Source organism: Pragia fontium (genome assembly GCF_900638655.1).
GTDB lineage: Bacteria > Pseudomonadota > Gammaproteobacteria > Enterobacterales > Enterobacteriaceae > Pragia > Pragia fontium.
Window position 1 is genome coordinate 1,972,534 of record NZ_LR134531.1, and the last position, 15,775, is coordinate 1,988,308.

10 protein-coding genes, 2 tRNA genes and 1 pseudogene are annotated in these 15,775 nt (G+C 42.5%); 4 read left to right on the forward strand and 9 right to left on the reverse strand.

The annotated features are described in order from the left end of the window. Positions 1-60: 60 nt before the first annotated feature. Positions 61-564 carry a thiol peroxidase gene (gene tpx, locus EL341_RS08590; protein ID WP_074822879.1) on the reverse strand — a complete coding sequence of 168 codons (504 nt, stop codon included), beginning with the start codon at positions 562-564 and terminating at the stop codon, positions 61-63. A gap of 354 nt (positions 565-918) precedes the next feature. On the opposite strand from tpx, the pseudogene EL341_RS08595 reads away from it, so the two are divergent. Then, positions 919-1,824: pseudogene (locus EL341_RS08595) on the forward strand (L,D-transpeptidase family protein); the annotation flags it as partial. Positions 1,825-2,261: 437 nt separating this feature from the next. Here EL341_RS08595 and EL341_RS08600 read toward each other — a convergent pair. From EL341_RS08600 to EL341_RS08620, 5 genes are all read right to left on the reverse strand, one after another. Next, positions 2,262-2,474 (reverse strand): LPP leucine zipper domain-containing protein, encoded by a 213-nt coding sequence (locus tag EL341_RS08600; RefSeq protein ID WP_047781007.1) that lies wholly within the window; start codon positions 2,472-2,474, stop codon positions 2,262-2,264. A gap of 366 nt (positions 2,475-2,840) precedes the next feature. Further along, complete coding sequence (gene pykF / locus EL341_RS08605) at positions 2,841-4,253, reverse strand: pyruvate kinase PykF (protein WP_047781008.1); 1,413 nt, start codon at positions 4,251-4,253, stop codon at positions 2,841-2,843. A gap of 324 nt (positions 4,254-4,577) precedes the next feature. Continuing rightward, positions 4,578-4,654: transfer RNA gene (locus tag EL341_RS08610), tRNA-Val, on the reverse strand. Between the two features lie 27 nt (positions 4,655-4,681). Next, positions 4,682-4,758, reverse strand: a tRNA-Val gene (locus EL341_RS08615). A gap of 173 nt (positions 4,759-4,931) precedes the next feature. Beyond that, complete coding sequence (locus EL341_RS08620) at positions 4,932-6,305, reverse strand: MATE family efflux transporter (RefSeq protein WP_047781009.1); 1,374 nt, start codon at positions 6,303-6,305, stop codon at positions 4,932-4,934. 249 nt (positions 6,306-6,554) lie between these two features. Between EL341_RS08620 and EL341_RS08625 the strand changes: the two genes are divergently transcribed. Then, positions 6,555-7,160 carry a riboflavin synthase subunit alpha gene (locus EL341_RS08625; protein ID WP_074822876.1) on the forward strand — a complete coding sequence of 202 codons (606 nt, stop codon included), beginning with the start codon at positions 6,555-6,557 and terminating at the stop codon, positions 7,158-7,160. Between the two features lie 70 nt (positions 7,161-7,230). On the opposite strand, the gene aegA is transcribed toward EL341_RS08625, so the two are convergent. Continuing rightward, positions 7,231-9,237, reverse strand: a complete 2,007-nt coding sequence (gene aegA, locus EL341_RS08630) for a formate-dependent uric acid utilization protein AegA (protein WP_074822873.1) — start codon at positions 9,235-9,237, stop codon at positions 7,231-7,233. A 308-nt stretch (positions 9,238-9,545) separates the two neighbouring features. Next, positions 9,546-11,072 (reverse strand): YdgA family protein, encoded by a 1,527-nt coding sequence (locus EL341_RS08635; protein ID WP_074822870.1) that lies wholly within the window; start codon positions 11,070-11,072, stop codon positions 9,546-9,548. Between the two features lie 274 nt (positions 11,073-11,346). Between EL341_RS08635 and fumC the strand changes: the two genes are divergently transcribed. Continuing rightward, entirely contained in the window at positions 11,347-12,741 is a 1,395-nt protein-coding gene (gene fumC / locus EL341_RS08640) for a class II fumarate hydratase (protein WP_074822867.1), read from the forward strand. 61 nt (positions 12,742-12,802) lie between these two features. Here the strand turns inward: fumC and EL341_RS08645 are convergent, their stop codons facing one another. Continuing rightward, complete coding sequence (locus EL341_RS08645) at positions 12,803-14,053, reverse strand: MFS transporter (protein WP_047782617.1); 1,251 nt, start codon at positions 14,051-14,053, stop codon at positions 12,803-12,805. A 349-nt stretch (positions 14,054-14,402) separates the two neighbouring features. Here EL341_RS08645 and mlc point away from each other — a divergent pair, with 349 nt between their 5' ends. After that, positions 14,403-15,620, forward strand: coding sequence for a sugar metabolism global transcriptional regulator Mlc (gene mlc / locus EL341_RS08650; RefSeq protein ID WP_047781014.1), 1,218 nt, complete (start codon positions 14,403-14,405; stop codon positions 15,618-15,620). Positions 15,621-15,775: the final 155 nt, after the last annotated feature.

Genomic DNA, 15,775 nt, shown 5'->3' on the forward strand with positions numbered 1-15,775 from the left:
GTTAGACATTGTTGAAGAAAAAAGGGGCTTAATAAAAAGCCCCTTGTTTATAAGTGAAATCTACTTAAGTACAGCCAGGGCCGCATCATAGTTAGGTTCAGTGGTAATTTCCTCAACCAGCTCGCTATGAATAACTTTATCATTGGCGTCTAACACGACCACTGCACGAGCAGTTAAGCCTTTCAGTGGGCCATCAAGAATCTCAACGCCATAGTTCTGTTTAAACTCAGGATTACGGAAAGCTGAAAGTGTCACAACATGATCCAACCCCTCTGCACCACAGAAACGTGCCTGAGCAAAAGGTAAGTCAGCAGAAATACACAGAACAACAGTATTTTCCAAGTCACCAACCAGTTTATTAAATGTTCTAACTGATGTAGCACATACACCGGTATCAACGCTTGGGAAAATATTCAATACTTTTCGCTTGCCGGCATAAGTACTCAATGTGGCATCAGTAAGATCTTTAGCAACCAGCGTGAAGGCTTTGGCGTTATCACCCGATTTGGGTAATTGTCCAGCGACTGAAACAGGATTACCTTTCATTTTAACAGTTTGTGTCATGGTCTTCTCCAGGGAGTTACTTTTATTTAACAATTGATTTATCTTAGCCCAACCAAATCGTTTTGGGTATCTCAAATTATTTTAGTCGAAGCATTGAAACGCCACATCAAGCCTTAACGTAGTTTTTTATCTACATATCAATTAATTAATTTATTCATTGTAGCAACAGAAATGAGGCAACGTGAGAATGAATAAAAAAATTGATTATTTTTTACCTGACAACAGGTAGCATCCCTATGTGAATAGTTTGTTTTGATACATAATGTTTGTTTATAGCTGTAAACCTCGGGAGATCCTGTCGATGAGATACCCCGGAAAATTAACTTATATAAAGTTGAAGTTTAGGAATTAAGAATGAACCGTGTTTTTGCAGTTTGTAAGGCTGTACTAGCGATATTATTCATTGGTCAAGCTACCATTGCTCAGGCAATGGAATATCCATTACCGTCATCGGGCAGCCGTTTAATTGGTGAGAATAGGGTGCTGATCGTCCCTGATGACGGTCGTTCTCTGGAAAGAATTGCGGCTGATTATCAGATCGGCTTGATTGGTATGCTTGAAGCTAACCCTGATGTTGACCCTCTGTTGCCTAAAGCTGGCTCAGAGTTGATTTTACCGCTAAAAATGATTCTGCCAGATACCCCACGTGAAGGTATTGTAATCAACCTTTCTGAACTTCGTCTTTACTATTATCCGAAGGGTAAAAATAGCGTTATTGTCTATCCTATCGGTATTGGTCAATTAGGCCGTGATACACCGGTAATGGTGACTCAAATTACCGAGCGGAAAGCAAATCCGACCTGGACACCAACGGCTAACATTCGTAAGAATTATGCGGCTGAAGGAATTACCTTACCTGCCGTCATTCCTGCCGGGCCAGATAACCCAATGGGGCTGTTTGCATTACGTTTAGCCGCTGCTGGTGGTACTTATCTGATTCATGGAACAAATGCTGATTTTGGTATTGGTCTACGGGTGAGTTCCGGTTGTATTCGTTTACGTCCTAATGATATTGAAGAACTTTTCAATACGGTTCCGGTTGGTACTCGCGTTCAAGTGATTAATGAACCGATAAAAACAACGATAGAACCGGACGGTCAACGTTATGTTGAGGTTCATCAACCGTTATCTAAATCTGAAAATGACGATCCTCAAACTAAACCTATTGAGATCAGTGCTAACGTTGCTACGTTTATCAATAATTCAGCAACCGATGCAGCAAAAGTGAATACTGAAATTTCCCGCCGTTCTGGTTTACCTCTTCAGGTAAACAAATAATCGCATTTTAATAAAGCGCGACAGGAAATGTTTCCTGTCGCCTTAAGCACTTTTTCCTCTCTATACTTTTGAATCCTTCCCGTCAAATTCCGACTTACTTCCTATGTTCTATTATCTCTTTTTTTGTCTGGTTTAAATTGATGACCACACCTTTAACCAAATACGTAAAATAAACGCATAGCAGAACAATAGGGACTGTTTTTAAATTTATAATGAGAACAACGCCTCTATCGATTACGCGTGCTCATAATGCATGCCATTGCGTTTTATGCATTTGATAATATTTCTCGATTAGGAAAAATAAATACAATAAACGGTAATTAAAACCAGTAATAGGTATATCAATGTGGGGGAGTAGGAATAAAGAGAGGCAAAAAAAAATGGCGCACAAAGTGCGCCATTTTTACTTACTAGAAATATTATTTCTTGTAAGAACGAGTCATGTTGTCTAAACGCTGGTTAGCACGAGCTGCTTCATCTTTAGCAACTTGTACATCAGAACGTAAAGCAGCAACATCGCTGATCAGTTGAGTCAGCTTGCTGTTAGTAGCAGTATCAGTGCTTTTCGCACAACCAGCTAACAGAGTAGCACCTAAAATTACAGCACCCAGTACCACTTTAGTACGGTTCATATTTACACCCTCAATTTGAGTTAACTTTTTTGCATGTAGCCACATAAGTATTACACAAAGTTTTTTGGAATGAGAATAATTTTTTAACTTCTTTCAAACTATTTTGCTTGACTGGTTAAATAATGGTCAAAACATTTATTTATTTGCAAAAAAAAGGATCTTATTCTACTAAAAAAGTGGGATATACCCATGTTTAATAGAATACCTAAAGTAATAGGTTGAAATTAACCTGTATTTTTATCCATATTAAATTATTTTGTTAACAAATAAACCGCACTTTTTGTTCATACAATAAAGTTAATGGGCTTATTTCTTACAAGCAAAAAAAAACGCCGTATTAAACGGCGTTTTTTGTTATGGCAAATGTTAAAGAATATGCACAGATGCGGTGTTAGTGGTACCACTAGCAACTAATGCACCAGACACCATCACAATAACGTCATTCTTATGTGCCAAACCGCTCGCCAGAGCCGCTTCTTTACCAATGCGATAGAAATCATCCGTTGAAGCAATTTCACTGACGATTTGAGCAGAAATGCCTTTGCTCAGAACTAACTGACGAGCAGTTGTTTCGTTAGTGGTTAGAGCAAGAATTGGCGCAGTAGGGAAGTATTTACGGATAGCTTTAGCTGATTTACCGCCCTGGGTTGCAACTACGATTAGTGCCGCTTCCAGTTTCTCTGCTGTTTCAACGGCTCCGCGGCAAACTGCTTCAGTAATGCGTAACTTACCTGATGATGCCAGTGAATCAACGCGACAAGGCATAACGCGATCGGTACGCTCACAAATGGTTGCCATAATCGTTACGGCTTCCAATGGATATTTACCTTTAGCACTCTCACCAGACAACATAACTGCGTCAGTACCATCAAGAATGGCGTTAGCAACGTCACCAGCTTCTGCACGGGTAGGGCGAGGGTTTTTGATCATGGAGTCCAGCATTTGAGTTGCGGTAATAACAACCTTACGTGCCCGATTACATTTTTCAATCATCATCTTCTGAGCGAAAATTACCTCTTCGACCGGAATTTCAACACCCAGGTCACCACGAGCAACCATGATGCCATCAGAGGCTTCAAGGATTTCATCGAAGTTATTCAGGCCTTCTTGGTTTTCGATTTTGGAGATAATCTGAATATGCTCACCGCCGTGTGCTTTTAAGTGCTCACGGATATCCAGTACGTCAGAACGCTTACGGATAAATGATGCTGCAACGAAGTCAACGTTCTGTTCACAGCCAAATACTAAGTCTTTCTTATCTTTTTCAGACAGGGCAGGCAACTGAATAGAAACGTTTGGCAGGTTGATGCCTTTATTCTCACCTAAGTCACCGCTGTTCAGAACTTTACATACCACTTCATTGGCTTTAACTTCGATCACTTCCATACCAATTAAGCCGTCATCAACTAAAACGGTATTACCTACTTTCAGGTCTTGAGCAAATCCACTATAGGTGACCGCTACACAATTACTGTTACCAATAACGTTATGATCGGTAGTGAAGGTAAACGTTTGACCAGCAACCAGAGGGGCATCATTACCACCTTCTAGTTTCATGGTGCGGATTTCTGGGCCTTTAGTATCTAACAGAATAGCGGCTTTTTGACCAGTTTTAGCCAGAATAGCGCGCAGGTTAGTAATACGCTGACCATGTTCATCATAGTCACCATGAGAAAAGTTCAAACGCATTACATTCATACCTGCATTTAGCAGTTTGCCCAGAACCTCTTCAGATTCCGTTTTTGGACCGATGGTACATACAATTTTAGTTTTTTTCATGATGATAATTTCTACCGATATTATTGTGTAAAAAGAAAACAAGAGCCTGCATTCTAGGCTTCAGATAAGAGTTCATACGTTATCAGGCTTCTTTCAGTATTGCGAAACATAGACAATCCCGCCAGTTTATAAAACAAACGCGTTAGTCGTTTCTACGAACAATCCATTTTCTCACTAGCTGAAACCTTTCAACAAACTATCGGCCTATTATAGAGGGGAAACGCTCAAGATGAAAATGGAAAAATGTGGAAATAACGATTGAATTTATTATTTAAATTAGTGAAAACGTACAAAAAAGCCAAAAATAGGGGGGAATAGAAGAAATGGTGCGCCCTAGTGAACTCGAATCACCGACCTCCACCATGTCAAGGTGGCGCTCTAACCAACTGAGCTAAGGGCGCATAAAGATAGCTGATGCTTAATTAATTTGGTGCGTCCGAGTGGACTCGAACCACCGACCCCCACCATGTCAAGGTGGTGCTCTAACCAACTGAGCTACGGACGCACATATCATACTGTTATTAAAAGCAGTAGTGATGGGCACGAATATTAACGATGAAGCGACCTACTGGCAAGGAGAAAAAACGTTTTTCTTGCACTAACCTGACTAACTGGCGAGTTACTGTGCAGGCCGCCTCTTTTTTATTCAATCACCGTTATGCATTTCTAATCAAATGACTAATGTTGTACCCGGCTTAAAATTACCTCAACAGGCTGTTTTTGTAACCAACGCATACGCCATGTCATCATAATAGCGGATATGGTTAGACCTATAATAAATCCAGTCCAGAAGCCAGCAGGCCCCATCGCCGGTACAATAAGATCGGTCAGACCCAATATATAGCCAACTGGCAGGCCAATTATCCAATAAGAAGTAAAGGTAATAAAGAAAATCGAACGTGTATCTTTATAGCCACGTAACACGCCACTACCGATAACTTGAATAGAGTCAGAACACTGATAAATTGCTGCCAGCAACATCAAGTGAGAAGCCATCACCACCACTTCAGGTGTATCGTTATACAATAAAGCGATTTGATGGCGGAAGACCACGGTGAACAATGCAGTCATACTGGCCATGGATAAACCCAATATTAGACTGGTATAAGATGCTATTTTGGCGTCGTCTACCTTTTTTTGCCCCAGCTTAAAACCAATGCGTATTGATGTTGCAACACCTAACGCCAGCGGTATAACAAAGACCAGACTACTGAAGTTCAGCGCAATTTGATGACCGGCAACGGAGACCACGCCTAAAGGCGAAACCAACAAAGCCACCACAGCAAACAGCGTCACTTCAAAAAACAGCGCTAAAGCAACGGGTAATCCTAAATTAAACAACCGTTTTAGGGTTGGCCAGTAAGGCATCTCAAATTTACTGTGGGCCAGGATATCTTTCTGAGAACCGGCAGAGCGGACGTAGAATTTAATGCAAACAAACATAACCCAATAGACGGTAGCCGTCGCGACACCACAGCCAACGCCGCCTAAAGCAGGAAAACCGAGCTTACCGTGAATCATTACGTAGTTAACCGGAATGTTAACCAGCAAAGCGACAAAACCAATCACCATACTCGGTTTGGTTTTTGACAAACCATCACACTGACTGCGATAAACCTGAAATAGCAGATAGGCTGGAGCTCCCCACATAATAGCGCGTAAATAGCCTATTGTGATCTCCGCTAACTTTTGGTCAATATTTTGCATATGTTCAATGATGTAGTGGCTGTTATACAGCACAACCATCACCAACAATGAAATAAACAACGCTAACCAGATTGATTGAGTCACCTGATGAGCGATTTTATTGCGGCGTCCGGCACCATTAAGCTGTGCCACGACTGGCGTTAACGCCATTAATAGTCCCTGACCAAACAAAATTGCCGGTAACCAGATTGACGTCCCCACGGCTACGGCTGCCATATCGGTGGCACTAACATCACCCGCCATGATGGTATCGACAACCCCCATGGCAGTTTGAGAGAACTGGGCTGCAATCACTGGAATGGCTAAAGCCAACAGACTACGCGCTTCACTTATATACTTCTGCACGTATATACCTTTTTATTGAAACTAAAAATAAGAAAGTCACCGTAAGACATACCTACAGTGAGAGACGAAATTATGCGAGGCGTGATTTTACCTGTTAACCATCAGTAATCAAATAATCTAGGCCGATTTAAGGTCATTCTTTTTGCATGTCATGTAAATGAAGAAAAACGTATTTGGTTTTTAGGATAAATTACGTCAAACTTCTCAACAGTGAATTTGTTTATCATTCTAGTTATCGAGGCTAATCGAATGTTTACCGGAATTGTTCAGGGTACGGCGCCCGTAGTCGCCATTGATGAGAAGTCCAATTTTCGTGTTCACAAAGTAAAACTTCCGTCAGCATTGTTGCCGGGAATCGAGACCGGCGCTTCTATTGCCCATAATGGGTGTTGTTTGACCGTAACAAAAATAGAAGGTGACGTAGTCAGTTTCGATTTAATGAAAGAAACGCTACGCATCACTAATCTTGGGGCTATCAACGTTGGTGATCGAGTCAATATCGAGCGGGCATCAAAATTTGGTGATGAAATCGGTGGGCATTTAATGTCTGGACACATTATTTGCCAGGCAGAAATCGTCAAAATTCTGACCTCTGAGAATAACCGCCAAATATGGTTCAAAATGCCGCAAGAGTTGATGAAATATGTGCTACATAAGGGTTTTATTGGCATTGATGGTATCAGTCTGACGATTGGCGAAGTGTCAAAAGAGCGCTTCTGTGTACACCTGATTCCAGAAACGCTGGAGCGTACCACTCTGGGTTGTAAGCGGTTAGCAGATAAAGTGAATATCGAAATCGATCCGCAAACTCAAGCCGTAGTTGATACCGTAGAACGCGTGTTAGCTAATCGATAATGGCTGATTGATCATCTGAAGGCCCCCACGCTTTTAGAAGCAGGGGGCCTGAATTTATCTAATATTGTTATTAAGACGCTTTATTTAACAAATTAGATGTCCGATCGTCATCGGTTAAATATTCAACAATACTTTTTGCTGCTTTACGACCATCAGCGATAGCAGTAACCACTAAATCAGCCCCTCGAACAACATCACCACCGGCAAAAATTTTGGGATTACTGGTTTGACAAGCATAGTGATTGAGATGAGGAGCCACAATCACACCATAACTATCCAGTTCAACGCCAACGTCAGCCAACCAAGGCATGGCATGAGGGCGGAAACCAAAGGCTTTAATGACAGCCTCAGCCGGTTGAATAAATTCTGAACCTTGAATCACTTTAGGTCGGCGACGTCCTGCCGCGTCAGGCTCTCCCATCTCGGTTCTCACCAGTTTAACGCCACAAACGTGTCCTGAATCGTCTAATTCCAGCGAAACGGGCTGCACATTAAACATAAACTCTACGCCTTCTTCACGCGCGTTTTTCACTTCCTTTTTCGAGCCGGGCATATTGGCTTCATCACGACGATACGCACAAGTTACTTCCGTTGCCCCATGACGAATAGCGGTGCGTAAACAGTCCATTGCTGTATCACCACCACCCAGCACAACAACGCGTTTTTCTACCATATTGATATAAGGTTCTTCTGCCAATTCGGGTAAATGCATCACTTTTTTAGTATTGGCGATAAGGAAGGGTAATGCATCATAAACACCTGGCGCATCTTCATTATCCAGACCTGCTCTCATGGATTGGTAGGTGCCAACACCAACAAAAACAGCATCATAGTCATTAACCAGCGATTCGAATGGAATATCTTTACCAATCTCAGTATTCAGATGAAATGTAATGCCCATACCGCTAAATATCTCGCGGCGGTGTACCATCACGTTCTTATCCAGTTTGAACGATGGAATACCAAACGTTAACATACCGCCAATTTCCGGGTGTCGATCAAATACCACGGCATCAACACCATTTCGAGCCAGAATATCCGCACAGGCTAATCCCGCTGGACCTGCGCCAACAATGGCGACTTTTTTACCTAATGACTTAACATGAGAAAGATCCGGCTTCCAACCCATTTCAAAGGCGGTATCAGTAATATAGCGCTCAATATTTCCCACGGTCACGCCGCCTTGCGAGTTTAGAGTACAGCTCCCTTCACAAAGCCGATCCTGAGGGCAGACGCGGCCACAGATTTCGGGCAAGCTGCTGGTTTGATGAGAGAGTTCAGCGGCTTCAATAATACGGCCTTGTTTTGCCAGCGAGATCCAGTGTGGAATCCGGTTATGTAGCGGGCAGGTCCATTCGCAGAAAGCATGTTCACCACAGGTGATACAGCGATTGCCCTGAGTTTCAACCTGTTCTGGTGTGAAGCGCTGATATATTTCACCGAAACCGGTTTTTCGCAGAGTAATGTCTTCTTTGATAGCCTCTCCCCGCGGAACGGTAATTTTGTCGGTGAGTTTGTTCATGGCGCTATTCTTAGCGAATTCCGGTACTGAAGAGGAAACACTTTCGAGGTTTTCTCTTAATGCTGCCGAATAGAGTTTTTCTTGCTGTTGTTCTAACAAATACGCCTGACTAAATACTTTCAATGCTTTGGTAGGGCAAGCGCTGACGCAGGCGGGACTTTCGGCATCATTGGCACATAAGTCGCATTTATGCGCGGTAATACGCGACAATTCGTTATCTAAAACGGTGGCGTTTTCTTCTACCATGCTAATAGCGCCAAATGGGCAGGCGAGCACGCAGGTCTTACAGCCAATACATTTCTCTTTCGACAACTGAATGCCATCAATTTCGTGTGTTAACGCATCACTCGCGCAAACTTGCACACAGGGAGCATCTTCACAGTGACGACAGGTTACCGCCGTTTTTATTTTAGCCGTTTTAACAACCTTGATTCGAGGGAGGTAAAGTTCCGGTACTTCTGGATGCTTGCCATGGTTATGTGTCATAACGCAAGCAACTTCACAGACACGACATCCAATGCATGCTTTGGCATCAGCTATTACAAAGCGGTTCATAAATCCTTCCTGTAGATATCCAGTGTGTTAGGACTGCTTATTAATTAGGGATTAATCATTACTTTTATTATGGGTATTGTATTTATCACAGGCGAATGGGCATAACAATAGTCAAAATATTCAAACAATTAGGGTAAATGCACAATAAAAGGAGGTTAAATCGAAAGGGAATTAAGATTAATTATTTGATAAAGATAGGGATAATTAATTAAAAACTTTAAAAATATCACGTTGCTGATACGTTTCCGCTTGAGACGAATTATTTCAGGCGGAAACGTATATTTATCATCGTTAGCTTAATTTATAAGCTACTCAATGCCCGGCATCATAAACATATTGATAAACTGCTCCGCAGGCATTTTTTGCCCATTCAAATCGAGCATACCATCAGCATAGTTAAAATAGCTGGTGACGGTATTATCATCTTTCTTGCTCAGCATCTTCTGGGCGATACCCATATCGATAGTTTGCTGTACTGACGCCGTAGCTTGGGTCTGAGAATCTTCCGCAGACAATCCACCAGAAAGCTCATACTGAAGCTTGGTCATTTCAGTCAGCATAGGCACTGACAATTTAGTACTACTGTTGAATTGTTTGACCGAGTTAAGTAACAGCTGGGTCATATCCGAAAACTCAAGGGAAGCAGGGCGCATTAGCGTTAATGCCATATCTATCTGGCTTTCACCTTTGTCATTTTTCCAGGTTAACGGTGTAATACTGATGGTCGGATTGGCATCCAAAAACGTCATCAGATTATTCATCATCAAATTACTCTCACCCTGTGGCGAGGTAGCGCCAGCCATATATAAATAGGCTAGTTGATCAGAGTTCTTATTCAAGTATTGTAATGCACCGCCATCAAATCGATCGAGCTTCACCTTCATTGAACCAGATCCCAGGTTTTTACCATCAAGGTTAAGCTGGCCAATGGTGGTATCGATAACCTGATTAATGAATTTCTCATCTTCCTGTACATTACTAACGGCAGTTAAACTATCCATCACCATTTTAGGTTTATCGTTTATGGTGTAGGTTACGTTTTGCAATGCAATATTGATTAGGCCCAGATTCATGTCAAACTTACCGGCCTTACCTTGACTCTTCACGGTCAAATTGTTGAGTATGATTTGTTCTTTTTCACCTTCATCACCCAATTTAGCAATGGTGAGTTTTCCTAAGCTACCATCAACCGTATATTCTTTACTTTTATTCTGAGTACCAGCCACCTTTGCCATATCGTAAGATACTTGACTACCGTGCTCGGTCATATCAAATGGTGAACTGGTCATCGTAAAGTTTGTTTCACCATCTTTAACCTGACCGGCAACATTTAGAGTGAGCCCGCTGAATTTAAATGTTCCGTCAGATTTATCCGTCAGTGCTTCTATGACGACTTTACCTTCTGAGCTACCATCATAAGAGGCAAGTACTTCAACGTTAAGTGGGGATTTTCCACCGGCCATGTCAAAAAAGCTATCCAACGATGGTTGCTTAATCAGCTCGGTTTTAGAAAAGGCCAGTTTAGGCGACAGGCTAAAATGATCTAATGGGAAAGGGCCGTGGCTAATTTTTTGAGCGATGGAAACAGAATCACTACCGTTACCGTTGGCAACGTCAAAAGCGTAGGACACTTGTGAGGAAAACACGCCTCGCTGGTAGTCAGTGATATTCATCTTGATCTTGTATTCAGGTGCATATTGCTCAATATATTTTTGAGCATTAACCAGCGACTTTTCAATTTCGCTTTGAATTACTTTACCGGTATACCATGAACCGCCAACCCAAGCTCCTCCAAGTACGACCAATACACCTACTGCAACTATCGACTTTTTCATCGTTTGTTTATCCTGTCATTCACGGCTATGTTACCAATAGCAAACCAGACTAATGGCAGTTCAAAATCAGATTGTTGATTGTCCACTTAAATAAACCCGTTAAGCAAGCTGGTTAGCAATATTTATCCATAATTTAATCATATTGATGAGCCTCCTCAGCATTAACTAATGGGTCTATCACACATTATTAAGCACAATTGTGTAACAATAATCTGACAATATTTTATCATGAAGCAAATCCCATACCTTTATTGACTAATATCAGGAGAAAGTGATGGTGGCTATGCGTACAGAAAAAGACTCAATGGGTCCAATTGATGTTCCTGAAAACAGCCTGTGGGGAGCCCAAACACAACGCTCTCTGGAGCATTTCCGTATTTCACAAGAGAAAATGCCCAATTCGCTGATTCATGCTCTGGCTCAGGTAAAGCGAGCGGCGGCCAGTGTGAATATGCAGCTAGGCCTGCTTGATAATAAGAAAGGCAAGGCGATTATTCAGGCTGCCGATGAGGTTTTAGCGGATAAACATCCGCATGAATTTCCGTTGTCGATTTGGCAAACGGGTTCCGGTACCCAAACCAACATGAATATGAATGAGGTTTTGGCCAACCGAGCCAGTGAGATATTGGGCGGAAAACGCGGTAATGAACGTTTAGTTCACCCTAACGATGATGTGAATAAAAGCCAAAGCTCTAATGACGTATTCCCAACGGGTATGCATGTCGCCGCCGTTGTTTCCATTCATGAGCATTTATTACCCGAACTCAAAGCGCTACAGCAGGTTTTTGCTGATAAGGCACAGGCTTATCAGGACATTGTTAAAATCGGCCGTACGCATTTGCAAGATGCCACACCACTAACTCTCGGGCAGGAGATTTCAGGCTGGGCAGCAATGCTAAGCTATAATATCAAGCATATTGAAAATGCGCTTCCTCACCTTAGCGAACTCGCACTAGGTGGTACCGCTGTGGGGACCGGCTTAAATACTCATCCTGAATATGCAGTTCGGGTTGCCAAAGAATTAGCCTCTTTGACCAAGCTGCCGTTTATCACTTCTCCCAATAAATTTGAAGCCTTGGCAACCTGCGACGCGCTGGTTCATGCCCATGGCGCGCTTAAAGGTTTAGCCGCATCGTTGATGAAAATAGCCAACGATGTGCGCTGGCTGGCTTCAGGTCCGCGCTGTGGCATTGGTGAGCTTTCTATTCCGGAGAATGAGCCAGGTAGTTCCATCATGCCAGGCAAAGTGAACCCGACCCAATGTGAAGCGGTAACCATGTTGTGTGCTCAGGTCATGGGAAATGATGTGGCTATCAATATTGGTGGAGCATCTGGTAACTTTGAACTTAACGTATACCGTCCAATGATCATTGATAACTTCCTCCAGTCAGTTCGTTTATTGGCTGATGGTATGAATAGTTTTAATAAGCATTGCGCGGTGGGTATTGAGCCAAATAGAAAGCGTATTTCTCAACTGCTTAACGAATCATTAATGCTGGTCACGGCGCTGAACACCCATATTGGTTACGATAAATCAGCAGAAATTGCGAAAAAAGCACATAAAGAAGGGTTAACGTTAAAAGCGTCAGCCTTGAAGTTAGGTTATCTCACCGAAGAACAATTTGATGAGTGGGTTAGGCCTGAGGATATGGTCGGTAGTATGAAGTAATGGTGACGCTGTCACTTTTTCTGGTGATCTAAAAGGAGCCATTAGGCTCCTTTTATCTTTTTTATAGGTTAGAGGCTATAGATGCTTCGGGTAAACGAGAAAGAGAACGTCCAATAAGCAGTGCACAAATCAACATAACGCTCAAAAAAGCCACCAGACCGGACCAACCGTAATTATGCCAGAAAAAACCACCTGACGTACCTGCAACGCTGGAGCCAACATAATAGAAAAACAGATACAAAGCAGAGGCTTGACCTTTCGCGCGTCTTGCCCGGCGACCAATCCAACTACTGGCAACAGAATGGGCGGCAAAAAAGCCAGAGGTAAAGATCAGCATGCCGATAAAGATGATCCAAATGGAGGAAAACAGGCTGATACACAAACCGAGTAACATCAACCCAATAGAGAACATAAATACCGGCCCGCGACCAAAGCGTAAAGTGAGAGAGCCCGCTTTGGGAGAACTATAAGTCCCCATCAAATAAACCAAAGAAAGCAATCCAATTAACGCCTGACTGATGTAATAAGGGGCTGCCATCAATCGATAACCAATATAGTTAAACAGGGTGACAAAAGCTCCCATGAGCAAAAAGCCTTCGGCAAATAATAAGGGTAAACCACGGTCGTGCCAGTGCAGACGAAAGTTTATCAGTAGCGTTTTCGGCCGTAGTGAAGAAGGTCTGAAGTGGCGAGAAGGGGGTAAAATTCGCCAGAAAACCAAGGCCGCGATCAGGGCAATTAACCCAATGCTTCCCAACGTAAAGCGCCAGGAAAAAAGATCGGTCAAAACACCACTGAGCAGTCGACCGCTCATACCGCCAATCGAATTACCACTGATATACAATCCCATGGCAAAGGCGACGTACATTGGGTCGATCTCTTCACTTAAATAGGTCATTGCAACGGCGGCGACACCACTTAGAGCCAACCCTACTAAGGCCCGCATAATCAGAATACCGTGCCAGCTAGTGGTTAATGAACTGGCAATCGTCAAAATAGCCGCCAACATTAAGGCGATAACCATCACCGGTTTCCGGCCAACGGCATCAGAGATCGGGCCAGTGAATAATAAACCTACGGCTAACATGGCTGTTGAAACAGAAAGAGAAAGACTACTACTGGCCGGTGATACATTAAAATCGTGCGATAAAATAGGCAGAATAGGCTGAACACAGTAGAGTAAAGCAAATGTCGCTAAACCCGCGGAAAACAGCGCTGCGGTAACGCGCATAAAATTAGGCGTTCCACGGGTAATAAAAGGGGAACGCGTACGCGTTGATTTTTCGGTTACAGGATCCGGTACCGGTTCGATTTCATCAGTATTAGACTCGGTGTTTACTCGATTTTCAGACTGGTTCGGTGCCACGAGATGTCCTCAGAATCTGGAAAATAAGACTATACATTGGTGACAAAAGCTATTGGGTAAACGATAATCCAGAATCGATGTTTGTATTAGCCTGAAAATGCCAATTTGCTTTTTGATACACAGTATTAACAACAAAATTTTCTTATGAAACGTTCTTAGACATAGCAATAAATATCAATCTTGTTTATCGTCATTTCTATCAACTAATTCATCGCATTTTTATTATACATGACATCATGTGAACATTATGGGTTATTAGATCCAACTATATTGAGCGGTATTCAGGGGCAGCAGTGTGAATAGAGAAGGACAGCCAGGACATATTGACCATATAAAACAAATAAATACCGGTGCGGTATATCGGTTAATCGATCAATATGGCCCCATTTCACGGATAGATCTGTCAAAAGTTTCCCAATTGGCTCCCGCCAGTATTACCAAAATTGTGCGTGAATTGTTTGATGCGCATTTAGTTAAAGAAACCGAGTTTAATGAAGTAGGTAGCCGAGGGCGTCCTGCGGTTGGCGTCGAACTGGATACCCAAGCATGGCACTATTTAACTGGACGTATTCACTACGGTTATTTGACATTAGCTTTAAGAGATCTCAGTAATCAGGTCATTATTGAAGAACAAATCGATTTTCCTATTGATCATAGTGCGTCATGGTTAGAGCGTTTTATCGCTCAAATTGAATCTTTTTTTAATCGTCATCAGAAACAGCTTGAACGATTAACGGCTATCGCCATAACACTGCCGGGCATTGTTGATGCAACATCCGGCATCGTGCATAAAATGCCGTTTTATAACCAAGAGAATGTTCCTCTTGGGCCAATGTTGAGTCAAAGAACTGGGCTACCCGTTTATGTTCAGCATGATGTATCTGCCTGGGCAATCAGTGAGGCGCTATATGGCGCAGCGGTAGGTTGCCAAAATGTGATTCAATTGGTTATTGATGATATTGTCGGCGCTTCCGTGATCACCGATGGACGCGTTTTACATGCTGATTCAGGCAGCCATATAGAAATAGGGCATACGCAAGTTGATCCTAACGGTAAGGCTTGTTACTGCGGCAATCATGGCTGTCTGGAAACCATCGCCAGTATGGGCAGTATTCTGGAGCAAACCCAACAACGGTTGAACACACATCCAGAATCGGCACTACATCATGCTCCGCTAACTATTGAGAATCTATGTAATGCTGCCAATGAAGGTGACCAGTTAGCTACCGAGATTATTCAACATGTGGGACACAGCGTCGGACAGATTGCCGCGGTCATGGTGAATATCTTTAATCCAGAGAAAATTATTATTGGATCTCCCCTTAATCGTTCTTCCGCTATTCTCTATCCCGCGATTGAAAACAGCGTCAGGCAGCAATCTTTACCGCAATACAGCACCAATATTCGTCTTGCTCCAACTCACTTTATTAACCAAGGAACAATGCCAGGTGCGGCATTGGTAAAAATGGCGCTATATAACGGCGCTCTGCTAGTTAAACTTTTGCAAGGATAACTGCTTTCAATGCGTTAACTTCAGCAATTACCCCTTAATTGGTATAACGCTTTGTTTTATAAAATTATCCTATCTGATGCAGTAAATATTGAGCTAACGCAATCTATTCAATTTAACCATAGCCTAGACTTTTGCTATTGGGATGAATATCACAG